The organism is Acinetobacter sp. 'aerobic (ED)' (assembly GCF_904886855.1).
GTDB classification, from domain to species: domain Bacteria; phylum Pseudomonadota; class Gammaproteobacteria; order Pseudomonadales; family Moraxellaceae; genus Acinetobacter; species Acinetobacter courvalinii.
Genome location: NZ_CAJHGI010000008.1, coordinates 136,809 through 161,088 on the forward strand (window position 1 = coordinate 136,809; position 24,280 = coordinate 161,088).

Annotated in this window: 24 protein-coding genes; 11 read left to right on the forward strand and 13 right to left on the reverse strand. The window is 43.5% G+C overall.

The window, feature by feature from the left end:
• A complete protein-coding gene (locus JO943_RS15625) occupies window positions 1-1,011 on the forward strand; it encodes a cell division protein ZipA C-terminal FtsZ-binding domain-containing protein (protein WP_202741260.1) in 1,011 nt (336 codons plus the stop codon).
• Window positions 1,012-1,346: 335 nt separating this feature from the next.
• Window positions 1,347-3,374 (forward strand): NAD-dependent DNA ligase LigA, encoded by a 2,028-nt coding sequence (ligA, locus tag JO943_RS15630; RefSeq protein ID WP_202741261.1) that lies wholly within the window; start codon window positions 1,347-1,349, stop codon window positions 3,372-3,374.
• Window positions 3,375-3,444: 70 nt separating this feature from the next.
• Here ligA and JO943_RS15635 read toward each other — a convergent pair whose 3' ends face one another.
• A complete protein-coding gene (locus JO943_RS15635; RefSeq protein WP_202741262.1) occupies window positions 3,445-4,500 on the reverse strand; it encodes an SDR family oxidoreductase in 1,056 nt (351 codons plus the stop codon).
• 353 nt (window positions 4,501-4,853) lie between these two features.
• On the opposite strand from JO943_RS15635, the gene ftn reads away from it, so the two are divergent.
• Entirely contained in the window at window positions 4,854-5,318 is a 465-nt protein-coding gene (gene ftn, locus JO943_RS15640) for a heteropolymeric bacterioferritin subunit Ftn (RefSeq protein ID WP_009516307.1), read from the forward strand.
• Window positions 5,319-5,395: 77 nt separating this feature from the next.
• Here ftn and JO943_RS15645 read toward each other — a convergent pair whose 3' ends face one another.
• From JO943_RS15645 to benA, 7 genes are all read right to left on the reverse strand, one after another.
• Window positions 5,396-6,664: an OprD family outer membrane porin gene (locus JO943_RS15645; protein ID WP_202741263.1), complete on the reverse strand. Its 1,269-nt coding sequence runs from the start codon at window positions 6,662-6,664 to the stop codon at window positions 5,396-5,398.
• 45 nt (window positions 6,665-6,709) lie between these two features.
• A complete protein-coding gene (locus JO943_RS15650) occupies window positions 6,710-8,068 on the reverse strand; it encodes an aromatic acid/H+ symport family MFS transporter (RefSeq protein ID WP_005228982.1) in 1,359 nt (452 codons plus the stop codon).
• Between the two features lie 459 nt (window positions 8,069-8,527).
• Entirely contained in the window at window positions 8,528-9,721 is a 1,194-nt protein-coding gene (benE, locus tag JO943_RS15655; RefSeq protein WP_202741264.1) for a benzoate/H(+) symporter BenE, read from the reverse strand.
• 56 nt (window positions 9,722-9,777) lie between these two features.
• Window positions 9,778-10,563: a benzoate diol dehydrogenase BenD gene (gene benD / locus JO943_RS15660; RefSeq protein ID WP_199974384.1), complete on the reverse strand. Its 786-nt coding sequence runs from the start codon at window positions 10,561-10,563 to the stop codon at window positions 9,778-9,780.
• A 21-nt stretch (window positions 10,564-10,584) separates the two neighbouring features.
• Window positions 10,585-11,601 (reverse strand): benzoate 1,2-dioxygenase electron transfer component BenC, encoded by a 1,017-nt coding sequence (gene benC, locus JO943_RS15665; RefSeq protein ID WP_199974382.1) that lies wholly within the window; start codon window positions 11,599-11,601, stop codon window positions 10,585-10,587.
• A gap of 72 nt (window positions 11,602-11,673) precedes the next feature.
• The gene (gene benB, locus JO943_RS15670; RefSeq protein WP_202741265.1) at window positions 11,674-12,174 is read right to left on the reverse strand and encodes a benzoate 1,2-dioxygenase small subunit; all 501 of its coding nucleotides are present in this window, start codon (window positions 12,172-12,174) and stop codon (window positions 11,674-11,676) included.
• The gene (gene benA / locus JO943_RS15675; protein ID WP_032874766.1) at window positions 12,171-13,553 is read right to left on the reverse strand and encodes a benzoate 1,2-dioxygenase large subunit; all 1,383 of its coding nucleotides are present in this window, start codon (window positions 13,551-13,553) and stop codon (window positions 12,171-12,173) included. The genes benB and benA overlap by 4 nt, the downstream gene beginning before the upstream one ends.
• Window positions 13,554-13,802: 249 nt before the next feature.
• Between benA and JO943_RS15680 the strand changes: the two genes are divergently transcribed.
• Window positions 13,803-14,762 carry a LysR family transcriptional regulator gene (locus tag JO943_RS15680; RefSeq protein WP_005283809.1) on the forward strand — a complete coding sequence of 320 codons (960 nt, stop codon included), beginning with the start codon at window positions 13,803-13,805 and terminating at the stop codon, window positions 14,760-14,762.
• Between the two features lie 78 nt (window positions 14,763-14,840).
• On the opposite strand, the gene JO943_RS15685 is transcribed toward JO943_RS15680, so the two are convergent.
• A complete protein-coding gene (locus JO943_RS15685; protein ID WP_202741266.1) occupies window positions 14,841-15,416 on the reverse strand; it encodes a peroxiredoxin in 576 nt (191 codons plus the stop codon).
• Between the two features lie 132 nt (window positions 15,417-15,548).
• Between JO943_RS15685 and JO943_RS15690 the strand changes: the two genes are divergently transcribed.
• The 7 genes from JO943_RS15690 to JO943_RS15720 all read left to right on the forward strand — a co-directional run bounded on the left by JO943_RS15690 (window position 15,549) and on the right by JO943_RS15720 (window position 21,682).
• Complete coding sequence (locus JO943_RS15690) at window positions 15,549-15,878, forward strand: DUF6176 family protein (RefSeq protein ID WP_202741267.1); 330 nt, start codon at window positions 15,549-15,551, stop codon at window positions 15,876-15,878.
• A gap of 42 nt (window positions 15,879-15,920) precedes the next feature.
• Window positions 15,921-16,634 (forward strand): hydrolase, encoded by a 714-nt coding sequence (locus JO943_RS15695; RefSeq protein WP_202741268.1) that lies wholly within the window; start codon window positions 15,921-15,923, stop codon window positions 16,632-16,634.
• A gap of 336 nt (window positions 16,635-16,970) precedes the next feature.
• Window positions 16,971-18,266, forward strand: a complete 1,296-nt coding sequence (bioA, locus tag JO943_RS15700; protein ID WP_202741269.1) for an adenosylmethionine--8-amino-7-oxononanoate transaminase — start codon at window positions 16,971-16,973, stop codon at window positions 18,264-18,266.
• A complete protein-coding gene (locus JO943_RS15705) occupies window positions 18,253-19,407 on the forward strand; it encodes an 8-amino-7-oxononanoate synthase (protein WP_202741270.1) in 1,155 nt (384 codons plus the stop codon). The genes bioA and JO943_RS15705 overlap by 14 nt, the downstream gene beginning before the upstream one ends.
• On the forward strand, window positions 19,404-20,156 hold the full coding sequence (gene bioC / locus JO943_RS15710) for a malonyl-ACP O-methyltransferase BioC (protein ID WP_202741271.1): 753 nt from the start codon (window positions 19,404-19,406) through the stop codon (window positions 20,154-20,156). Before JO943_RS15705 ends, bioC begins: the two co-directional genes overlap by 4 nt.
• The gene (gene bioD / locus JO943_RS15715; RefSeq protein WP_202741272.1) at window positions 20,153-20,797 is read left to right on the forward strand and encodes a dethiobiotin synthase; all 645 of its coding nucleotides are present in this window, start codon (window positions 20,153-20,155) and stop codon (window positions 20,795-20,797) included. The genes bioC and bioD overlap by 4 nt, the downstream gene beginning before the upstream one ends.
• A 219-nt stretch (window positions 20,798-21,016) precedes the next feature.
• The gene (locus tag JO943_RS15720) at window positions 21,017-21,682 is read left to right on the forward strand and encodes a hypothetical protein (RefSeq protein ID WP_005228997.1); all 666 of its coding nucleotides are present in this window, start codon (window positions 21,017-21,019) and stop codon (window positions 21,680-21,682) included.
• A gap of 74 nt (window positions 21,683-21,756) precedes the next feature.
• Here JO943_RS15720 and JO943_RS15725 read toward each other — a convergent pair whose 3' ends face one another.
• Genes JO943_RS15725 through JO943_RS15740 form a run of 4 tightly spaced genes read right to left on the reverse strand, consistent with a single transcriptional unit; the run spans window position 21,757 to window position 24,261 of the window.
• A complete protein-coding gene (locus JO943_RS15725) occupies window positions 21,757-22,176 on the reverse strand; it encodes an ExbD/TolR family protein (RefSeq protein ID WP_005228998.1) in 420 nt (139 codons plus the stop codon).
• 15 nt (window positions 22,177-22,191) lie between these two features.
• Window positions 22,192-22,620, reverse strand: coding sequence for an ExbD/TolR family protein (locus JO943_RS15730; protein ID WP_202741273.1), 429 nt, complete (start codon window positions 22,618-22,620; stop codon window positions 22,192-22,194).
• A gap of 11 nt (window positions 22,621-22,631) precedes the next feature.
• On the reverse strand, window positions 22,632-23,507 hold the full coding sequence (locus tag JO943_RS15735; RefSeq protein WP_202741274.1) for a MotA/TolQ/ExbB proton channel family protein: 876 nt from the start codon (window positions 23,505-23,507) through the stop codon (window positions 22,632-22,634).
• 40 nt (window positions 23,508-23,547) lie between these two features.
• Window positions 23,548-24,261, reverse strand: a complete 714-nt coding sequence (locus JO943_RS15740; protein WP_199974355.1) for an energy transducer TonB — start codon at window positions 24,259-24,261, stop codon at window positions 23,548-23,550.
• Window positions 24,262-24,280: the final 19 nt, after the last annotated feature.

Here is a 24,280-nt window from a genome sequence, read left to right on the forward strand (position 1 = left end):
ATGGAAATGAATACAATAATAGGCATTGTTATCGCCGTTGTGATTATGCTCGTTGGTTTAATGATGCTGTTTAGAAAACCAAAACCGGTCGAGCCGTCATTAGAAGCGGATTTATATATTAATCCTGAAAGTCAGCAGCCTGTTATTCCTCGTCATGTACGAGATCAAGTTTTACCAGACGAAGTGGTCACCACAACTGAACGTGTTGAACCAAGCTTATATACAGATGCGGTTGCGGCAGAGGCGCCGGTGCAAACAACAGGTGAGACTGCAAATACTGTAGAAAAAACAGAAGCTGTAGTTTCAACAGCAGAAGTTGCTAAAGAAGAAGCTGTTGAAGCAGTTGTAGACACTGAAACTGTTCAAAAAGATGAGACCGTGACTGCTGAAGCAGAAACAACAGTCGTCCCTGAAAATGCAGAGACTACAGAGAAAGCTGAGGAAAATAAAACCGAAGCAGAACTGAGCTTGAATCCGAATATCGAAACGGTCGCCATTGAAGAGTTCGATGGCGAAAGTAATATTCTGGATGTGCATTTACATGAGCAGCAACGCTACGACGATGAGAGTGCTTTAGCCACCGCAGAGCAGATCATTGCCCTGAATGTTTATCCGAATCCGCGCCGTGCCTTGTCAGGTGATAAAGCACTCAAAGTATTATTGAAATACGGTTTACGTTTCGGTGAAATGTCGTGCTTCCACCGTTATGAAAATACCGATGAACCAAGTGCCTTGATGTTCTCGGTATTGCGTATGACCGATAATGGCCCAGCGGGTTTTGATCTGGAAACCTTATCTGGCGAACAGGTGCAAGGTCTTGCATTCTTCCTGGCTTTACCCAATAGCAAAGCTGTTACGGGTTATGACATGATGACCAGTATTGCCGGTTTAATTGCGCGTGAAGTGGATGGTAAGGTTTATGATGAAAATAATCTGGAATTTACCCCGCAGTTAAAAGAACATTGGCGTCATCACGTGATTGATTACCGTCCAAATCAGGCGGCAGTTTAATTAGTTGTTTCTTCATAAACTGATTAACATATTTTTAAATTTTAAAAATAAAGAACTTAACGGAGTCATGTTGGGTTCTCATCCTATTTCTGGATAACCTTCGGTTCGACTTACTTTTGTTTCGGCAAAAGTAAGCAAAACCATTGTCATCTGCAAAACCTGTTTACTTCTTTCATCAAAATTCTTTTATTGCAAAAACATTATTTTGCTTAAACCACGCAGGTTGCAGATGACATTTCTGAGTATCATATTTCATGTCTAACTCAGGTTCGATATACTAAATTTAGTAAAAATTATAGGGCGGTTTTTCCGCCCTTTTATATGGTGAAATTTAAATGGAACACAACTCAGTTATTGAGCAAATGCGTCAGTTGATTCAACTGATTGCAAAACATAATCATGCTTACTATGTGATGGATCAGCCTTCCATCTCAGATAGTGAATATGACCATTTATTTCATCAACTGAAAGCACTCGAACAACAATATCCAGACTGTATTCAGGCAGATACCCCAACCAATAAAGTGGGGGGGCAAGCTTTATCGAAATTTGAAAGTGTTACCCATGCAGTACCGATGCTGTCATTGGGTAATGTGTTTAATCAGGAAGACCTGTTTGCTTTTGCCCGCCGTATTGATGAACGTTTACCGAATCAGAAAGTCCAGTATGAAGTAGAGCTGAAACTGGATGGTTTAGCAATTTCACTGTGGTACGAAAATGGTGTCCTGGTTCGTGGTGTGACCCGTGGTGATGGCGAGACTGGTGAAGACATTACCCAGAATGTTAAAACCATTCGCAACTTGCCAAAAGTACTATCAAGTCAGCATCAGGCCATTCCACAGTTTCTTGAGGTTCGTGGTGAAGTATTGATGCCGAAGCAGGGCTTTGAAAAGCTCAATGCCGATCAGGAAGCCAAAGGTGATAAAACCTTTGCCAATCCACGTAATGCTGCAGCAGGTAGCTTAAGACAGCTTGATCCGAATATTGCAGCCTCACGCCCATTGGCGTTTTATGCCTATGGGATTGCGCAGTGTGTACCGAATCATGGACTTGAGACCATGCATGACAGTTTGCATTGGTTAACCCGATTTGGTTTTGAAATTGCAGAACGTCAATTCTTGTGTGCTTCAATTGAAGAGGTACAACAGCGCTATGAACAGATTCAACAAGAACGCCCAGACCTCAAGGTTGAAATTGATGGTATGGTGATTAAGGTGGACAGCCTTAAACAGCAGCAGCAACTCGGCTTTTTGAGTCGTGAACCGCGTTGGGCCACGGCTTATAAATTCCCTGCACAGGCCGCACTGACCAAAGTTGAAAATATTGACTGGCAAGTGGGACGTACAGGAACATTGACACCGGTTGCACGTTTAGCACCTGTCTTTGTGGGTGGGGTAACGGTATCGAATGTGACCTTACACAATATTGGTGAAATTCATCGTTTAGATGTACGCGTTGGCGATACCGTCAGTGTCTACCGTACTGGTGATGTGATTCCGAAGGTCGAGAAAGTCTGGGCGGAGTTCCGTCCTGTTGAAGCAGAAGTTGTACATCTTCCAGAAAATTGTCCCGTCTGTGATTCACCAGTGGTGATGCCGGAAGGTGAGGCCTTGGCACGTTGTTCGGGTGGTTTGTATTGTGCAGCGCAACGTATTGAAGCGATTCGTCATTTTGTTTCACGTAAAGCACTGGATATTGAAGGTTTAGGCGATCGTTGGGTGGAATCACTTTTGCATCTCGACTTGCTCAAAGATGTGGCTGATATTTATCATTTACATGAACATCGCGCGACCTTATTGACCATCGAGAAAATGGGTGAGAAATCGGTTCAGAACCTGATTGATGCGGTTGAAGCCAGCAAGAAGACTACATTGGCACGCTTTATTTATGCCTTGGGGATTCGTGGGGTGGGTGAGACCACAGCGCGTATGCTGGCGAATACCTTTCAGACGCTTGAGGCTCTGAAATCAGCAGATATTGAAGCACTCAAGAAAACGCCTGATGTGGGGGATATTACCGCAGAATGGATTGCTGATTTCTTTCAGGCACCGCATAACATTGAGGTACTGGATCGTTTAATGGCTGCGGGTATTCATTGGGATGCACCGAGTGCACCAACGCGTCAACCATTGAATGGTGAGAGCTGGGTGGTGACTGGAACGCTGGAAAGCATGGGACGTGATGAGGCGACACAAAAGCTGCAAGCTTTAGGTGCCCGTGTCAGTGGCAGTGTGTCTAGCAAAACCAAATGTGTGGTTGCGGGTGAGAAAGCCGGTAGTAAGCTGGATAAAGCGCAGAAACTGGAAATTCGGGTAATGAATGAACAAGAGTTTTTAGAGTTCTTGCAACAGTATGAAGCATAGATTCTTGATTTAAATTTTGAATCAGTGCGAATTGATAAAAAGGCGGCATCAATGCCGCCTTTTTCTTGTATTAAATATATTTTTTTACAATGCCATCATCCAGCAATTGCTGGAAATGTTCACAGACACTTTCTCGCACATCGCGATATTCAATGCCCAGCTCTTTGACACTGCGTTGCGCATTAAAATAAATCGGATAGCCCATATTCAATTTTACAAATTCACGTGAATGGCCGAGGACTGGCGCGACAAAAGCAAAGGCAGTTTTTGGCACAGTAAAATGCGGGAAGGGAAACTTATAGCCAAACTTCTGAGTAAGTGCTTTGCCCATGTCCAATAAGCTGAGTGTGCCACCACAAATGATATAACGACCGTGTGCTTCCGGATTCAATGCAGCGGCGACATGGGCATCTGCCACATCACGGACATCAACAATGCCATTCCACATCGGTGGTACACCAAACAAGGTGGTACCATTACCAAACTGTTGTAACACTTCAATACTGCCTGACTGGCTGGCATCGGTGAGGGATGGTCCCATCACTAAAGCGGGGTTAATGCACACCAGATCCCAACGATCTTGCTGTTCTACCATTTCCCAGGCTTTGCGTTCGGCCATGACTTTGGAATAAGGATAAGGCTGATGTGTTTCGCTACTGGTGGTGTTCCAGTGATTTTCATCAAATTCATTATTGGCAGTGTCTTGAATCTCAACTGCATCGCCATAGGTTGAGGCAATGCTTGAAGTGAGTACGACACGTTTAACCGATTCAGTGCGATTAACACTGTTCAAAACATTTTCTGTGCCTTTCACCGCAGGCTCAATGATATCTTTAACGGCATCTTTATAATTGGTGACAACGAAAGGTGATGCGGTATGAATCACGATCTCGCAATCTTTCATCGCTTCATCAAATGAACCTGATTCAAGCAAATCTGCTTTGAAAAACTGGATGTGCCCGGAAGATTGCTCTGCCAGATCATAGAGATGCTGGATCTTGTTTTTCTTTGATGGATCACGCACTGTGGCATGAACCGTATAACCTTGCTTGAGCAGGCGTTCAATAATCCAGCCTGCAATATAACCCGTCGCGCCAGTGACCAAAATCGGTTTACTTTTATCCATTGTGGTTTCCACATTATGTTTTTGTGATTGCTGTTATTTACCGAATTTTGCTTAAACAAACAACTGCTGGGCAGTCATTTTTTAGGCTTTTTTGATCAAAACTTCGGCGAAATAAGAAGCATTGCTAATCGTTACAAAAAATCAAACAAATGATTTTCAATAGAATTATCCATTTTTAAAGCAATAAATGATATGCAAAGGCTTATTTTATTTAGATAAATTCGGCTAACCAGAACTGTAAATGCGTATGTTTCTCATTTTAATTTTATAAAAATCATAAACTTACACACTTTTATTTTTGCAATTCCATTATAACTTGGCCATAATATTGTCATTCGATAGGAGTAAGTATTATGCGTGGCAATCCAGAAGTCATCGACTATTTAAATATGCTCATTGGCGGTGAATTGGCTGCTCGTGATCAATATTTAATTCATTCAAGAATGTACGAAGATTGGGGCCTGAACAAGATCTATGAGCGTATTGACCATGAAATGCAGGAAGAAGCATCTCATGCCGATGCCATTATTCGTCGTGTTCTGTTCCTTGGTGCTCAACCGAATATGAACCGTGAAGACATTAATGTCGGTACGGATGTTGTCAGCTGCTTAAAGGCGGATTTGGCACTTGAATACCATGTCCGTGAAAAACTGGCAGTGGGTATTAAACTGTGTGAAGATAAAGGCGATTACATTAGCCGTGATATGTTGCGTCAGCAGCTTTCTGATACAGAAGAAGATCATACCTACTGGTTAGAAAAGCAATTACGTTTAATTGAATTGATCGGTTTGCAGAATTATATTCAATCACAAATCTAATTGAGCCGTTTGAATGTGTGCTGCAAAAGAGAACTTCATCTGAAGTTCTCTTTTTTTGTGAGGAAGAAATATAAGACTTAGAATTTTTTACTATAGTTCACAAATAAGCGGTCTTCACCAAAGTCATTACCATGTTTCACATCATAGTCAATGCGGATGTATTGCAAAGCAAAGCCTTTGAGATACGGCTGCTGAAAGGCATAATTCACAATAAGATTGGACTCGGTCTCATGGTTTTTCTCACCATTGGCTGCCTTAAAGTCATGTCCATAGACATATTTCACCATCGCATTCAGCCCAGGCACATAGTCGTTAAAATCATAGCCATACATCAAGTGATAAGACTTTTCATTCTTTTTAAAGAAACCTGTGGCATTCCAGTTGATAAAATAGGTTTCAGGCAGGAAACCATCAGGTAAAGGATAAGCAGACTCCCCGATAATCTGTTGATAGCCCAAACCAAAAGACTGATGATTCACTTTTAGCATTTCCAGAACACCAATATTTTGCGCATCAATATCAAAGTTGCTACCGTCATTTTTGGCATTGAAGTATTTAAACTTGGAGTTCAGGGTGAAGCCGGGTTGTTTCCAGGTATGCTCTAGCCCGACATAGTGTTTATTGTAGAGGTCTTCTAAATTACCGAAGTAGTATTCGGCCTTCAATGAAGGTGTCAGTTGATAACGCAGATCCAGATAATTTAGACCATCCGAATAAACGGTTTTGCCATTCGCGGTAAAGGAGAACTTTTTAAAATCTTCTTCGTTGCGTGGCGATACTTTGGTGACTCGGCCTATTTCGGTATAGAGCTGATCAGAAAGCTGTGACTTTAAATTGGTGCCCCAATAGGAAGCCAATAACTGACGACTGGCATCTACTGCGGTTACAGGCAAATCCAGCCAGAGTTCACCGACACTGAGCAGTGTTTTGTCATAGCCCAGTTTCAGGGTCGCACCATATTTTAAATAATCAGAGGCTTGTGATTGGGTTTGGGTGTCAAAGGGCAACACCGTATCCGCCACATGCTTATCCTTGCTTAAACGGACTGCATATTGTACCGAAGCATCCGCCCCAATGGTGATGGCTTTGTCTGCGATTTGCAGTGGCGTATCCTGCATATTGGATTTGTAGAATAAAGACGCCGCTTGTGACCAGCTTCCGGTATCTTTCAGGCTTGGGTTGTCATAGTTGCGATTGATATAGGCATTTTTCAGGGTAAATTTCCATTCATCCTGAGCGGGCTGGGTCATCTCGGCAGCAAAAACCATTGGGCAAGCCAGGCCGCCCATTGCCAATAAGGTTGCAATCGTTAAGTGCGAAGGGGAAAAGTACTGTAATAATTTCATAATCCATATCCGAAGTCAGTGCACCCGTCCTCGGTGCACGTAGTTTTATTGCTGAGTCAATGAAGGTTGGGAGTTAAAACGGGTCGCGGGTTGAGCTGCAACAGAGACTTTTAAATTCACCAGGAAGATGGCGAGTGCCGCGATAATGCCGGGAATCGCGATGGCGAGAAAATTCATTTGATGGGGCAATTCAAAGGTGAGTAAAGCACCGGTTAACACAGGACCGATGATGGCACCAATTCGACCAATGCCTGAGGCCCAACCCATACCGGTTGAACGTACTGCGGTAGGGTAGAATTGGGCCACAAAGGTATAGAGCAAAATTTGTGAGCCAATGGTTGCGGCACCAGCAATTGCAATCAGGCTATACAAGATAAATTGTGGGCTATTGAAACCCAGTAAGATCAGGGCAGCAGCACCGATCACAAACATGCTGGTAATCACGGGTTTTAAATGGAATTTATCCGCTAATGCGCCCCCGCCAATTGCACCGACCATGCCGCCAATATTCAGTGCAAACAGGAACAGCATACTGGCACCTAATGAATAGCCCGCCTGTAGCATCAGTTTTGGTAACCAGCTACCTAGCGCATAGACCATCAACAGACACATAAAGAAGGCAATCCAGAACATAAAGGTGCTAAAGCTACGACCTTGCTGGAATAGGGCACGAACAGGGGCATCAGTGCTGGTACTTTCATTTAGAACCAGCGCTGAGTTGTCGGTTAATTCAGTTTCAGGTGAAATTTTAGTGACAATCATTTTGGCCTGATCATGATGGTTCGATTTCACTAAAAATGCCAGAGATTCAGGCAGGAATTTCCAGATTACAGGCAACAGTAACAGCGGAATGCCCGCAATTAAAAACATGATCTGCCAGCCCATATCTTTGACTAACCATGCACCCAGTAAGGCAGAACTCATGCCGCCAATGGCATAGCCGCTAAACATCAGTGCGACTAAGGTACTGCGGATTTTTTTCGGCGCATATTCGGTCATCAATGCGACAACGTTTGGCATCACACCACCAATGCCAAGCCCTGCGATAAAACGTAAAATGGCAAATTCAGTGGGGCTTTTCGCAAAAGCACCTAAGAAAGTAAAGCCACTAAATAAAGTGACACAGATCAGAATGGTTTTTTTACGACCGAGTTTGTCTGAGAGTGTGCCAAAAATCATGGCACCAAACATCATTCCGAACAACGCTGCACTGGCAAGCAATCCTGCTTGCACGGCAGTCAGTGACCATTGCTGCATCAGCAGGGGTAAGGCGACGCCGTAAATAACCAGATCATAACCGTCAAAAATAATAATGATCAGGCACCAGATTAAAACCTTCCAGTGAAATGCCGTAAAACGGGCTTTATCAATAATGTCATTAATATTGACCTTGTTTGTGTCCATTGCTTCACCTCCAATTTGTGAAGTATCGAGTTATTTTTTATTAAGCTATTTTGTTATCGGGGTAGAGTCAAAAACCTAATTGATATATCTTTATGTCTTTAAGGTATTGTGATTTTTGCTGCTTAAATATTTGAAAAATATTATTTTTAATTTATGTTTTTATGCTGCGGCATAAAAGGGTGAATTAGTGTTAAATATTAAAATACGAGAATAATAGTTATTTTAAAGGGGCGTTTTTAAATATTTTTGGATGAATAATCATAAGTGAATAAATAAGGTTCTTATTAAAAAAATGGCTTATTTTAGTCAGGTTTAAAAGGCCGAATAATTGCGGATTTATCATTCAGGCATTTATTGGGTCGTGGGTATTTTAAAATACAAAAAAGAAAACCTGAATATTGCTCAGGTTTTCTAATCACATGAGGGGGGAAGTCGTAAAAAGAGGAGATATGGAAGTTGTTAAGACGCAACAGGCTGTTTACTTGGTGTGAGAATAAGATGAGCAATAACGCCAATACAAATCCCCCAGAAGACTGAACTTAAGCCTAGAAAATGCATGCCAGAAGCGGTTGCCAGAAAAGTAATCAGTGCAGCATCACGGTGTTGAGGATTCTGCATGGCAGCGGTGATATTGGTTGCAATTGCGCCGAGTAAGGCGAGACCAGCCAAAGCCGCAACCAGCTCTTTAGGCAGCAAACTAAACAGCATCACAAGACTGCCTGCAAACAGTCCGCCGAGAATATAAAAAATCCCGTTGGCAATCCCTGCGATATAGCGTTTTTCTTTCAGTTCATGTGCATCTTTGCCCATACACAAGGCCGCTGTAATCGAAGCGAGGACGATGGTAATTCCACCAACACAAGCCACAGCAAGAGAGGCAATACTGGTAGCACTGATAATGGGTTTGGCAGGCGTGTCATAGCCACTCAGTTTCATGATCGCCATACCTGGTAAAAACTGGCCGGTTAGACTGACTAAAATGAGAGGAACAGCGAGGTTGAGTGTTGAGTTCCATGTCCATTCTGGGCTAATCCACTGCGGAATAGCTAAACTAAAACTCACATCAACCGGATTCATTTTGCCTAAAATGAGGCTTAATAAAACTCCAGCAGCTAACACCCAAATCATGGTGTAGCGCGGCATCAGCCTTTTAGCGACCAAGAACACAATCAGCATGCTAAACACAATCAGCGGCATATGATCTGAAGCCGTAAACAGATTGATGCCAAACTGGAACAGGATTCCCGCCATCATCCCTGCAGCAACATCTTGCGGAATCCATTTCAGTAGTTTGTCGAAACAGCCTGTAATCCCAATCAGAAAAATCACGATGGCGGAGGTGATATAGGCAGCAACCGCTTCATTCAGTGAAATGTCAGGAAATAGCGTTACCAATAAGGCGGTACCGGGTGCAGACCATGCGGTAATGACTGGGGTTTTATATTTTATCGAGAGATAAATCCCCGCTACCGCAGCACCAATCGAAATGCCCCAGATCCATGACACCATCATCTCGGTTGAGACATGGGCACGTTGCGCCGCCTGAAAAAAGATAATGAGTGGTCCTGAATAAGAAATCAGAACTGCAAGAAAACCAGCAACCGTAGCTGAAATGGACCAATCTCGTTTTAATGTTTTGAGTAAAGTTGTCATTGGGTGATGGCCTCCATGCACATCCGGTACTTTATCTGAAATACAAAAGATCAGGCTTAACCCTGATCTCCACCTCCCACGGGAATGACGCTGCCGGTGATATAAGAGGCATCATCGGAGGCAACGAAGACAATGGCTTTGACTTGTTCCTCAATACTGCCATAACGGCCCATGAAGGTGCGATCTATGGTTTGATCCACCACTTGTTGCATCCAGTCTTTTTCATTTTGACTGAGTGGATTGTTATTGCGTGGCACTTTACGTGGTGGGGCTTCGGTGCCACCTGTAGCGATGGCATTGACACGAATTCTATCTTTGGCATGTTCAAAGGCCAGCGACGCTGTCAGTGCGTTGACGCCACCTTTAGCGGCAGAGTAGGGAATTCTGTTAATGCCGCGAGTCGCAATCGATGAAACATTGACGATCACACCAGCCTGTTGCTGAATCATTGCAGGCAAGACCGCTCGGCAGCACCATAACGTTGGAAACAACGAGCGATTCACTTCCTTGATAATTTCCTCTTCAGAGAATTCCTGAAAAGGTTTCATCCAGATTGCACCACCGACATTGTTGATCAGCACATCGACCCGGCCAAAATATTCAATGGCTCTGCTAACGACGCTTTGTGCACCTGCAAAGCTTTCCAGATCGGCTTGAACCGTAATGGCCTCAGCACCTATGGCTTTGACTTCGTTCAGTACCTCCTGCACATAATTGGAAAGGTCGGCCAGAACCAGTTGTGCACCTTCCGCCGCCAGTTGTAGCGCCACCCCACGACCAATGCCTTGAGCACTACCTGTGACAATCACCACTTTATCGCTAAATCTTTGCAGGTTTGACATGGATAACTTTCTCACCTTGAATTAGTTTGCTGAGAATTTCTCAAACAGGAAGTTGGCAGGTTTGATCTGTTCAGCATCTAACCAGCCACGGACGGCTTCGACCATCGGTACAGGACCACACAGATACACATCAACATCGCCACTGTTTAGCCATTCAGATTCGATATGGCCTGTGACATAACCTTTACGCGCATGCTGACTGTCAGGATGAGCAACCACGGTCCGATATTCAAACCAGGGAGATTTCGCCTGCAACTCATTCAGTTTTTCTAAAGCCACCAGATCAAAGTCGTTGGTCACGCCAAACACTAAACGTACAGGTTGGTTAGAACCTTTTTCTTCCAGCACCTGTAGCATCGACATAAAAGGCGCAATACCAGTACCACCTGCCAGCATCAGCACAGGTCGCGTTACATTGCGTAGATAAAAGCTACCGAAAGGACCGGTAAAGGTCATTTTATCGCCCGCTTGTGCGGTCTTGCTTAAGAAATCGCTCATTTTACCATTTGGGACATTACGCACCACAAAACCTGTTAAGCGATTGCCCGGCTTTGAGCTAAATGAATATGAACGGGTTTCACCTGTTTCAGGAATAGCGACATTGACATATTGTCCTGCAAGGAAATGAATATCGGGCTGACCTTCATCCAGCTGGATATCAAAAGTAATGGTCGAGTCAGAAAGATTTTCGACCCGAGCCAATGTGCCTTGGAAAGCATGAATTTCGGTTTTACAGACATCAGATGAAGCCTGAATCTGGAATACGGCATCTGAACTTGGGCGGCATTGGCACGCCAGAATATAGCCTTGCTCTGCTTCTTCTGGGGTGAGGGCATCTTCGATATAGCTTTCTTCCGGCATGTCATAACTGCCAGATTCGCAGAATGCACGGCAAGTACCACAGGCACCGTCACGGCAGTCCAACGGGATATTAATTTTTTGGCGATAAGCAGCATCGGACAGGGTTTCACCTTGAGCGACACTGATAAAACGTGTCACACCATCTTCAAATTGAAGTGCGATATTGTGGTTTGACATGGCATGTATCCTACAAAATATTTGAAACTTTTATCCTCAGCCAACAGTCCGTTTGGCTGAGGAGAGCTATTTTTACAGGTGGTAGATATCAATCACTTGATTGATATAGTCATTTTTCAAAACGACATACTTGCTCAAGATTTTGGGCTGATCACCAGAACAATCGATCACATAACGTGACATGCCAAAGTAGCTATAGGTGCTTTTATAGCGGAAGCTCAAGGTATTCCAGTTGAAGCGGACGGTGACTTTATCGCCGTCGCGTTCTACGATTTCAACATTGGCAATATTGTGGCAAGTACGCGTATCAGGCATGGTGGCAGAAGAGCGTTCGGTCTTGATCCGGAACACACGGTCTTCCAGTCCTTGACGATCCGGGTAATAAATCAGGGAAATTTCAGACTGTGGATCCTGCGTGAGCTGGTCATTGTCATCCCATGCCGGCATCCAGAAACTGGCCTCAGTTGCATAGCAATTCAGCCAGTCATCCCATTGTTCATCATCTAAAAAGCGCGCCTCACGATAGAGAAACTGAGCAATATTTTCTAAAGTTAGGTTGTCTTGGCCACTCATGCTGTTTCTCCCTGATCAGCAATTTGTTTCTCTGATGCAATCGCATGTTTCATGGTTTTTAACCAATATTGATGCTGGGCAAGATAAAGTCCTTCATCTTCGGTTTTAATCCCACTGAGCATGGGTTTTAAACCAATTTCATTGGCAGCCTCATCAGGACCATAAATCCAGTGTTTGGAACCACGACACATGTCATTCCATTCCAGTGCGATCCCGGCATAACCGGCCTGACAGGCACGGAATTCTTCCAGGTCATCGGGAGTGGCCATGCCTGAGGCATTAAAGAAATCTTCGTATTGACGAATACGACGCGCACGTGCCTCTGGGGCTTCACCTTTTGGCGCAATACAGTAAATCGTGACTTCAGTGCGATCGACTGAGATAGGACGTAATACCCGAATTTGCGAACCGAACTGATCCATTAAATATACGTTTGGATACAGGCACAGATTACGCGAGCGTTCGATCATCCATTTCGACATGGCTGCACCGTATTTCTCGGTATATTCATCTGCTTTCGGGAAGTTCGGACGGTCTTCTGGATTGGCCCATTGTGTCCACAGCAACATATGACCATTTTCAAAACCATAAGAACCGCCACCTTGCTTGCCCCAAGAACCCGCGCTCATGGCCCGAATATTATCGGCAGCTTGCGTCTCTTTGCGGTGTTGTGTGGTGGCAGCATAGTTCCAGTGTACCGCTGAAACGTGATAGCCATCAGCCCCATTTTCAGCGGTGAGTTTCCAATTACCTTCATAGGTATAGGATGATGTGCCACGTAGTACCTCCAGACCATGTTCGGATTGATCAACAATCATGTCGATGATTTTGCTGGTTTCACCCAAGAATTCTTCAAGTGAGGGTACATCTGGATTGAGACTGCCAAACAAGAAGCCTTTGTAGTTTTCAAAACGTGCGACTTTTTTCAGGTCATGTGAACCATCTTGATTAAAGCAGTCCGAATAACCTGCTTCACTTGGGTCTTTGACTTTGAGGAGTTTGCCTGAGTTGTTAAAGGTCCAACCATGGAAAGGGCAAGTGTAAGTGGCTTTGTTACCGCGCTTATGGCGGCAAAGTTGGGCACCACGATGCGAACAGGCATTGATCATGGCATTCAGTTCGCCGTTACGGTTGCGGGCGATGATGACAGGTTGACGACCAATGTGTGTGGTGTAGAAATCGTTGTTATTGGGAATTTGGCTTTCATGGGCCAGATACACCCAATTGCCTTCGAAAATGTATTTCATTTCAAGATCAAATAGGGCTTGATCGGTAAACACTGAACGATGAAGTTTAAATTCACCCGTGTCGATATTATCGACCAGTAACTCATCAATGCGGTCTAGATGGCTGGTATTGATTACAGGAATACGTGGCATGTCCGTTCTCCGACTTTCCAAAACTGCGGAAGTCATCGAGTTGCGCTTAAAGCGTCTCGATATCCTAATAAGTTGAATGTAGCGAGTGTGGTGGCTTGAACCGATAAGAATGAATATGGGCAGCTGGAATCTAGCGGAAGCGATTCATAACTTCATCGGTTTATCTCTTGTCTATACCTTAAAAGAATGAGTAAACTCTGTCTAAGACTGAATTTATATTTTTATATATCTTAAAGGTATGGAAACCTCATGGAATTACGTCATTTACGGTATTTTGTTGCAGTCGTTGAAGAGCAAAGCTTCACTAAAGCTGCAGAAAAACTATTTATTGCTCAACCTCCTTTGAGCCGGCAGATTCAAAATCTGGAAAGTGAGTTGGGTATTCAACTGTTTGAGCGCGGTAGTCGACCTCTACAAACCACACCTGCCGGACATTTCTTTTATCAGCATGCGATTAAACTTTTGTCTAATGCTGAAGAAATTAAAAGTATGGCGAAACGGATTGGACTGATTGAACGCAGTGTTACCATTGGTTTTGTCGGGTCGTTGCTATATGGCCTATTGCCACGGATCATTTATTTATTCAGGCAACAGCAGCCGCATCTTAATATTCAACTGGTGGAAATGAGCACCACAGAACAAGTGCAAGCCTTAAAGGAAGGTCGCATTGATGTGGGCTTTGGGCGATTGCGGATTAGTGATCCTGCGGTTAGGCGAATTTTATTGCGTAAGGAACGTCTGGTGGTGGCGGCGCATACCAGCCATCCGATTGCGCAGCGGACGGAAGGAGTCTATCTGGCTGATCTGATTGATGAAAAGATGTTTATGTATCCCACATCTCCAAAGCCTAATTTTTCGACTCAACTGCTGAATATTTTTGCCGAGCATAGCCTGGTCCCCAAAAATATGCATGAGATACGGGAAATCCAACTGGCTTTAGGTCTAGTAGCGGCAGGTGAAGGTTTGTGTGTGATTCCTGCCAGTGCCGATACTATTCGTTTTCCCCATCTCAATTACATTCCGATTCTGGATAATGGAGCTGTCAGCCCAATCTTTCTGACCGCACGGGCAATGGATCGTAGTGAAGACCTACAGCTGTTATTTGATTGTGTTTATCAGGTCTATGATCTGGAAGGCATTCCTTATCAGCGTACTGTATTTACACTGGATCAGAATCCGATTGATGATTCCAATGGCATTGATTTTTAAGTGAGTATAAAAATGCCTAGACTTTAAATAGCTAGGCATATTATTACTCATTAAGCTGACTCAGAATCTTCAACGCAATTATTTGCTTTGTAAAGTTTTGAGATCTTTCAAGACCTGATCGGCATGAGTTTGCGTATTCACGCTGGTGTAGTGATACATCACGGCACCTTGGGGATTAATCAAAAAACTCTCGCGTTTGGCAATTTTAGTAATACCCAGGTTTCGGACGATGCCAAATTTAGTTGCCAGTTCACCCTGATCATCGGCAAGAATCGGGAAGGGCAGGCCGAGTTTTTCCGAGAATTTTTGATGTGAGGCAACATCATCCAGACTGACACCCAGCACCACAGCATTTGATTTGGTAAATTGAGGATAGAGTGATTTAAATTGATTGGCTTCTTGGGTACAACCCGCCGTATTATCTTTTGGATAGAAATAGAGCACCACCCATTTGCCTTTATATTGGCTCAATGTATGCCATTTACCACTCTGGTCCTGCAGTTTGAAATCCGGTGCAGATTTCCCAACCCATTCTTTTTGTGCAGTATCTTGTTTTGAAAATAAGGTACTTTGTGCACTACTGAGCATCGGTGCGCTGAGTAAAAAAAGTGAGCTACATATAACGAGAACTTTGGACTTTATCGTATTCATCATGTTGATCTCAAAGTGTAATAGAACCTACTTTAGCAAATTTAGAGATTGGATGTGGTAGAAAATTCTTTACAGGATTTTGATCTGCTTTATATATTTAAACCGAATGATGATTAAAAAAGAAAAGGAAAATTAATGGAGGTTGGTGCAGTCCTGATTAAATTAAAAGCCAATAGCATGGCCGATGTCGAAGTCTGGCAACGTGAAATTCAACAACGTAAAGCCGAAGCGATTCAAACACTGCAAGCTGAAGGGGTAACCGTTGAATCTTGGTTTCAACTTGAACTGAATGGCGACGATTATTTACTTGCCTACACGCGAGCTAAAGATATTGCGCATGCACAACAGGTTGCAAGAAACAGTACCTTTGAGATTGATCAAGTCCATCGACAGTTTAAGCAGCATTGGGCGCAGGTGATTCCAGCGCAGCTTTTGGTAGATTTGGAAAATAATGAGCAGTATTAATCGGGGTATACTGCGTTGAAGTTTTTGGAATTGAGCAAGCGCGTGACCTATAAGATTTTATTGATTACCGGCTGGGGTGGTGGTACCGAATTATTAAAACCCTTACATGAGGCTTTAGAACAAAAGGGACATCGCGTTGAGCGAATCAATATCTTTAATGCGCTGGATGAGGATATTTTACAACAGCAGGTCGAACATGCAGTGAAGTTCGATGTGATTGTTGGGTGGTCGCTTGGCGGACAACTGGCGACTTTACTGGTCGATCAGATCCAACAACAATATGCTGAGCAGAAAGTTTTAATTACTTTAGCGTCAAATCCATGTTTTGTAGCACAAGCAGATTGGAGCACTGCTATGCCTGTGGAAACCTTTATGCAGTTCAAAAAGTCATTTGAACAGGATGCGATTAGTACTTTAAAGCGTTTTGGGTTGTTGGTCTGTCAAGGTGCAAATTCTGCAAAGAAAGATTTTGTGGGGATGCAAAAATTGATTCGTCCACAGTCGATTGCCTTGCTTCGGCAGGGATTACAGTTACTGGAGCAATTGAACTTGGTTGAGTTGTATGAAAATTATCAAGGTAAGCAGTTGCATGTCTTTGCAGAGCATGATGCTTTAGTTCCTTACCAAGTTATCCGAAATATTGATGATTTAGCTGCAAAAAATTTATCTGTTATTTCTATTGAAGGAGCCTCGCATGGTTTTCCGTGCTTTATGGTAGAGCAGACTGTGCAAATAATTGAAGATTTTATTCAGTAGACAGTTTAATCTTGCTTGAATTGAAAGTTCTCGCAATATATTTTAGATTTTGACAAGTTTAAGATAAAACCTATTTTATAGATCTAACGGAATCGTGCCGAGTACTCATCCATTTTCAGGATATGCCTTCGGCGACCCACTTTTCTTTCGGGAAAAGTAGGCAAAACCATTTGTCATCTGCAAAACCTGTTCACTTCTTTCATTTTTTCTTTTGATCAAGTGTACGAAGCCTTGTATTTTATTTATACCACGCAGGTTGCAGATGACATTTCCGAGTATCGAAAAGTGTGATCAGGCAAATGGTAAATTTTGAAACAGCAGCAAATGAGGTAAAGGATGACCGATTTATTTGATTTAGAACATATATGGCATCCCTATACTTCGATGTTAAATCCACTGCCAACTTTTAAAGTGAAACGTGCCTATGGTGCAACTATTGAACTGGAAGATGGTCGGACTCTGGTGGATGGCATGTCGTCATGGTGGTGTGCGATTCACGGGTATAACCATCCCGAACTGAACCAGGCGGTTGCAGATCAATTGCAGAACATGGCACATATCATGTTTGGCGGTCTGACGCACGCACCGGCAATTGAATTGGGCAAACTCTTATTAAAAATTACGCCACCGGGCCTGGACAAGATTTTCTATGCCGATTCAGGTTCTGTTGCTGTAGAAGTCGCCTTAAAAATGGCCGTGCAATATTGGACTGCATTAAACCAACCCGAGAAAACCAATTTTATTACTACCCGTTCTGGCTATCATGGCGATACCTGGAATGCAATGTCAGTGTGTGATCCAGTCACGGGAATGCATCAGATTTTTGGTACCAGTTTACCCAATCGCATTTTCGTACCTGCGCCACAAAGTCGCTTTGACGGAGAATGGAATCCTGAGGATATTCAGCAACTCAAGCAACAGATTGAACAGCATCATCACAGTATTGCAGCCCTGATTATCGAGCCAGTTGTACAAGGTGCAGGCGGCATGCGTTTTTATCATCCTGAATATTTACGTCAGGCCAAAGCATTATGTGAACAGTACAACGTGCTGTTGATCTTTGATGAGATTGCCACCGGCTTTGGCCGCACAGGTAAAATGTTTGCTTGGGAACATGCACAGGTTGAACCCGATATCATGTGTATGGGTAAGGGCTTAACAGGCGGATATATGACACTGTCTGCAACCTTAACCACCAAACAGGTGGCTGAAACCATTAGTCGAGGGGAAGCAGGCGTATTTATGCATGGCCCAACCTTTATGGCCAATCCCTTGGCCTGCGCAGTTGCTTTAAGAAGTACTCAATTATTGCTGGAACAGGACTGGCAAACCAATATTCAACGGATTGAAAAGATTCTGGCTGAACAATTAACAGGTTTGGCACAGCTTGACCACGTTGCGGATGTACGGGTTTTAGGGGCAATTGGCGTGGTTGAACTGACCCGCAATGTAGATATGAAAACTCTACAGCAACAGTTTGTGGAGCGTGGTATCTGGGTGCGGCCATTTGGGAAACTGGTCTACGTGATGCCACCGTATGTGATTAGCGATAATGAACTCCATTATTTATTAGCACAGATGAGTGAAGTGGTAAGAAATATGCAAGGAGTAAATAGCAATGTCCTTGCTTGATCACTATGCCGAGCAGCTTGAGCAACTCAAACAGCAAGGTAATTTCCGCCAATTCACTTCAAATGAGCAATCTGGACGATGGATCACCATTCAAGATCGAACTATGTTGAATCTGGCATCCAATGATTATTTAGGTCTTGCCGCTGATTTAACTTTAAGAGAAGAGTTTCTTGATACGCTGAAAATCGAACGAGCGCTTTTTAGTTCATCTTCGTCACGCTTACTGACGGGTAATTTTGCTGAATATGAACAATTTGAAAATAGCCTAAGCAAAGCTTTTGGCCGTGCGGCCTTACTCTTTAATAGTGGCTACCACATGAATATCGGTATTTTGCCAGCCTTGTGTGATAGCAAAGCCGTGATTCTGGCCGATAAACTGGTGCATGCCAGTATGATTGATGGCATTCGATTATCAACCGCTCAATATGTGCGTTATCGACATAATGATTTGCAGCATCTGGAACAGTTATTGCAAAAGTATCATCAAGATGAGCAAGTTGAACGCATTATTGTGGTGACCGAAAGTATTTTTAGTATGGATGGCGACGAGACGGATTTAGCTGCTTTGGCGCAGTTAAAACAGCGTTTTGCCAAAACCATGTTGTATGTCGATGAAGCCCATGCAATTGGCGTCAGGGGTGAGCAAGGTCTGGGTTGTGCTGAACAATATGGCGTGTTGGATCAGATTGATTTCTTGGTTGGGACCTTTGGTAAAGCAATTGCCTCGGTAGGCGGCTATATCATTTGTGATTCAATCATCCGTGATTATCTGGTCAATAAAATGCGCCCACTGATTTTTAGTACAGCTTTACCGCCGATCTCGATGGCGTGGTCAGATTTCATGTTTAATAAAGTATTGAGCATGCAATCACAGCGTCAGCACTTGGCTGAGATCAGTCAGTATTTACAACAGGCAGTGATTGCAAAAGGTTTCTCCAGTCCTTCCAGCAGTCATATCATTCCAATTATCGTAGGTGAAAGCCAAGCTGCGATTGAAAAAGCACGCTATGTACAACAACAAGGTTTTTATGCCATGCCAGTACGTCCACCAACAGTGCCACAGAATAGTTCACGCCTACGCATTTCTTTAACCTCTTTGGTGCAAAAAAATGAATTGGAGCAATTGGTGGAGTGTTTGTGAGCATCAATAAAGCACTGGTTGCGCAACGTTTTGCCAAAGCAGGGCAAAGCTATGTCGAGCATGCTGTGGTACAGAAACAGATTAGTGCGCAATTATTTGAATATCTGAAAGCATATTATCCACACAACTTGGACTCAGTCCTTGAGATTGGTTGTGGTTCGGGTAATCTTACTCATTTGTTTCAGCCCCATTTTCAGGTTGAACAGCTGTTTTTAAACGATTTATATGAGGATGTCGAGCAGCATTTTTCAAGCGTCGACAAGATTAATTGGTTGATCGGTGATATTGAGCAACTGGCGTTACCGCAATGTCTGGATGCAGTGATTTCCAGTTCTGCTTTGCAATGGATGATGGACCTGCCCGCGTTATTACAACGGATTCAAGTGGCGTTAAACCCTCATGGATATTTCGGCTTTTCTACCTTTGGGCCTGATAATCTCACTGAAATTAAGCAGCTGACAGGTCAGGGTTTAAATTATATCGATCGTGATGTGCTGCAACAGCAGTTGCAGCAGCAAGGCTTTGAAGTGCTATGCATCGCGCAAGAACTGAAGCAGGTTTATTTTGATCATCCCAAATCGGTATTGCAGCATTTGAAAGCGACTGGGGTAACCGCAACAGCAAAATCACATCGCTGGACCAAGCAATCCTTGCAGAAGTTTTATGCAGATTATCAACAGTTTTATGATGAGCAGGGTTTCTGCCTGACTTATCATCCGATTTATGTGATTGCACGGAGAATAGCATGAGTGCAGCAATTTATTTTGTCAGCGGCATTGATACCGAAATTGGTAAAACCTATGCCACAGGTTATCTCGCCAAGCTTTGGACCGAACAAGGGCGACGTGTGATTACCCAGAAGCTGGTGCAGACGGGGAATGTGGATGTCTCGGAAGATATCGAAAAACACCGTGAAATTATGGGCAGTGGCTGGTTTCAGGAAGACTATGAAAAGCTGACCATGCCTGAAATTTTTACTTATCCTGCCTCGCCGCATTTAGCCACACGACTGGATGGGCGTGATCTGGATTTTGCCAAGATTGAAGCAGCGACCAAAGAACTGGCTCAGCGGTTTGAGGTGGTGCTATTGGAGGGTGCAGGCGGTTTGATGGTACCGTTAACAACAGAATTGTTAACGATTGATTATATCGCTCAGCATCAATTTCCTGTGATTTTAGTGACTTCAGGACGTTTGGGAAGTATTAACCATACTTTGTTGAGTTTAGAGGCATTAAAGCAACGTGGTTTGAGTTTGCATGCTTTGGTGTATAACTTAAAGGATGAGTCGAAAGATCCGGTGATTTCAAAAGATACCGCTGATTATCTAAAAGCTTATTTGGCAAAGTATTTTCCTGAAGCAGAATGGATTGAGTTGGAAAAGTTTAAATAATTTTAGGTATTTATGGTCTAGTAAATATCTGAGATCGTGGAGGGCGGCAAGGATGCCGCCAAGTTAGACTGCGGTAGCAAGGACGTACCGTCAGTCTAACAAAAGATTTTTGTTACTTTTCATCTTTGAAAAGTAAGATGATATTCCTGTGATTAGATGAGAGATCGAGAAGACTCCGCTAAGATTACTTTCAGGTTTTATTTCTAAAGGAAAATCATAATGAATAAAAAGAATTTTATTTTTATAACCCTCTGCTTGTCAGGTCTAATTTCGACAACTCATGCTGCTGTGCCAACAGATAAAACCATCATCAGTTGGATCACTAACTTACAAGATTCAAATGCCAATCCACCCCAAGCCATTCAGATTGACTCGACTGAAGCCGTAAAACTGATCTCAGGAGAAGAAGCTTATTTATCGGGCGTGAGTTTTGAAAATGCAGGACGTAATTTTTGGGCTGGCTATGTGTTAACCCGTCCAAAATTAAAGCAGGCACGAATCTTGAAAGCGTTTGGTGGTCAATCGAATAGTTTTAAAGTACATCCAACTGTTTATAAAGGTAAACCGATTCAACTGATCGAAATTGAAAGCGCAGGCTCAGGACAGGGCACGGTTGAATCGAGTAAAAGTCTGATTTATTTAAATCAATGGACCAGTAAGCTGATTGCAGAAGTCGAAGAATCTTCTTACGAAGGACGTTATGATGAAAAATCAGGTGCAGAAGATTGTCATACTGGTCGAGATAATTCAGGCTATTTAAATGTGATGCCTTATTCACCTTATGTCATTCGAACCACCGTGACAGGGGATGCCTGCAACAATAAACCTCAAGGCTATAAAGTGAGTAGTAAGCTGATTCCGATTGTAATTAGTGAAATAAAATAAAAAAAGCTAACAAGCGAACTTGTTAGCGTAGGAGCAAACTTGTCATTATTGGATAAATTTCTTATTTTTATTCTTTAGTTATTACTGACGATGCTAATTTTGGTGACATTGCTCTGTTGAGCGAGTGCCATCACCATGGCGATATTTTTATATTCTGCCTGGGCATCAGGCTTAAACTTGATTTGATCCTGATCGGCTTTTTGGGCAACTGATTCAAATAAAACCTTTAGTGCCTGACGATCAGCCACTGCCTGATCATTCCAGAAAATATGCCCTTGTGCATCGACCCGCAGATTGATGGTCTCAGGTGGTTTCTGGTCCGTTGGCGGTGGTGGTGTGCCATTTGGCAAATTAATGTTAATCGCATTGTTTGGAATTGGAATGGTGATGATGAACATAATCAACAACACCAACATGACATCAATCAGCGGTGTCATGTTGACGTCGAGCATGACATCTTCTTCATCATTTTTTGAACCTACATTCATACCCATAGGTGAGTCCTCCTGTTATGGTGTCGTCGCAGGTGGGGTCGTGACAAATGCAATTTTGCCAATACCCGCTTGCTGAGTTGTACTGATTACCTGATCAATCGCGTCGTAATGTGTCAGTTGATCGCCACGAATATGAACCTCAGGCTGAGGACGTTCTTGTGCTTCAGCCTGTAAGCGTGCAAGTAAGGTTTCCTTATTTGCAACATGTTGTTCATTCCAGAAAATATCACCGGTTTCATTCACTGAAAGCTGGATATTTTGTGGTGTGGTGGCATAAGGTGTATTTTTTTCTTCAGGCAGTTTTACCGGAACGGTGTGTGTGACCACTGGCACTGTAATTAAAAAGATAATCAGCAGGACCAGCATGATGTCGACTAAGGGGGTGGTGTTAATCGTTCCGATCACATCATCATCATTTTGATCTGAATTAATCATCATGCCCATAATGGTGTTCCTTATTTAGAATCACGGTTTGGGTGATTACTGTTTAAGTCACCGCTGAGAAGTACGGCATGTAGGTCTGAGCCAAAAGAACGAACATTGTCCATGACTGCTTTATTGCGACGGGTTAACCAGTTGTAGCCCAGTACTGCCGGTACTGCGACCGCAAGACCAATCGCTGTCATAATCAAGGCTTCACCGACAGGGCCGGCCACTTTATCAATCGATGCCTGACCTGAAATGCCAATCGCAGTGAGTGCATGGTAAATCCCCCAAACGGTTCCAAATAAACCAACGAATGGTGCGGTTGAACCAACAGTCGCCAAAAAGGCCAGGCCATTGCTCAGATGGCTTTGAACTTTTTCAATAGCCCGTTGAATTGAAATGGTCACCCAGGTATTGAAGTCGATCCGTTCTAATAAGGTGCCGTCATGGTGTTTGGTTGAACGAATGCCTTTTTCTGCGATATAGCGATAACTGCTATTGGTATTGAGGCTTTCAGCTGCGCTATTTAATGATTCAGCTTCCCAGAAATTACGTTCAGCTTCTGTAGCATGGCGCTTGATTTTACTTTGTTGAAATACTTTAGACAGAATGATGTACCATGTCCCAATCGACATCAGCACCAAGATAAACAAGGTTGATTTCGCGACTAAGTCACCTTCGCGCCATAGGGCTTCCAGGCCATAAGGATTATGGACTTTTTCAACAGTTGCCGGTAATGGGGGCGGTGTTGGATTTGCTTGTGCCGTGGCATCAGTCGTGACCGCCGTTACCGCTGTGGTTTGCGTGGTTTCATCGGCCCACACCGTTGCAACGGGCAGTAAGGTACTTCCTGCAATCAGGCCAATTGCTGCGATTCGAGAAATACGTTTTGCTGTGTTTGTCATCTTTAAATTCTCCAAAAATTTGTTTGTTCAATGCATTTATTTAGGAAATCGTGAATGGATATTCGATTTCGTACCATTCTTGTTGTGGTACACCGTCTTTCATCGCTGCTTTAAAAGTACACAGGCTGTAAGCTTTGATTGCTGCTTTATCTAAGCTTTTACTGCCACTCGATTTTTTAACTTTCGAGTCAATCACCTTGCCTGAGGCATCGACCAATACACGAATACGTACTGTGCCTTCTTCCTCATTCATCAAGGCTTCACGCGGGTATTCGGGTTTTTGACAACCTGCTTCGCCTTCGGAAACACCACGTGAAATCCCTGCGGGTTTGGCAGGAGCTGCAGGCGCAGATGGGGCTACAGGCGCGGCCACTGGACTCGGACTTGGTGTCGCAGGGGCCGGTGTCGGTGTTGCAACTGCTGTTTGGGTCGGTTGCGCAGGTGCCGGTTTTTGTACAGGTGTGACTTTCTCCACCTGTTTAGGTGGGTCTGGTATCTTGGCCACTTTCTCAACCATCTTTGGTGGCTCGGGTGGCTTTTCTTTAGGTTTTGGTTCCTCTGGTTTTGGCGGAGGTGGTGGTTTGATGTCCTGAATAATCTGTAGTTCTACAGGCTTATCGACAGGCTTGATGAAGTCAGTCGCTAAACTTGTCATCAGAATATAGGCGATAATGAGATGTAGAAATAACACCAGACCAATACCGACAAGGCGTTTGGCAGGTTGATTTTCATTCTCAGAAAAGGGGATGCCCATAATTACTCCTGAAATTGTA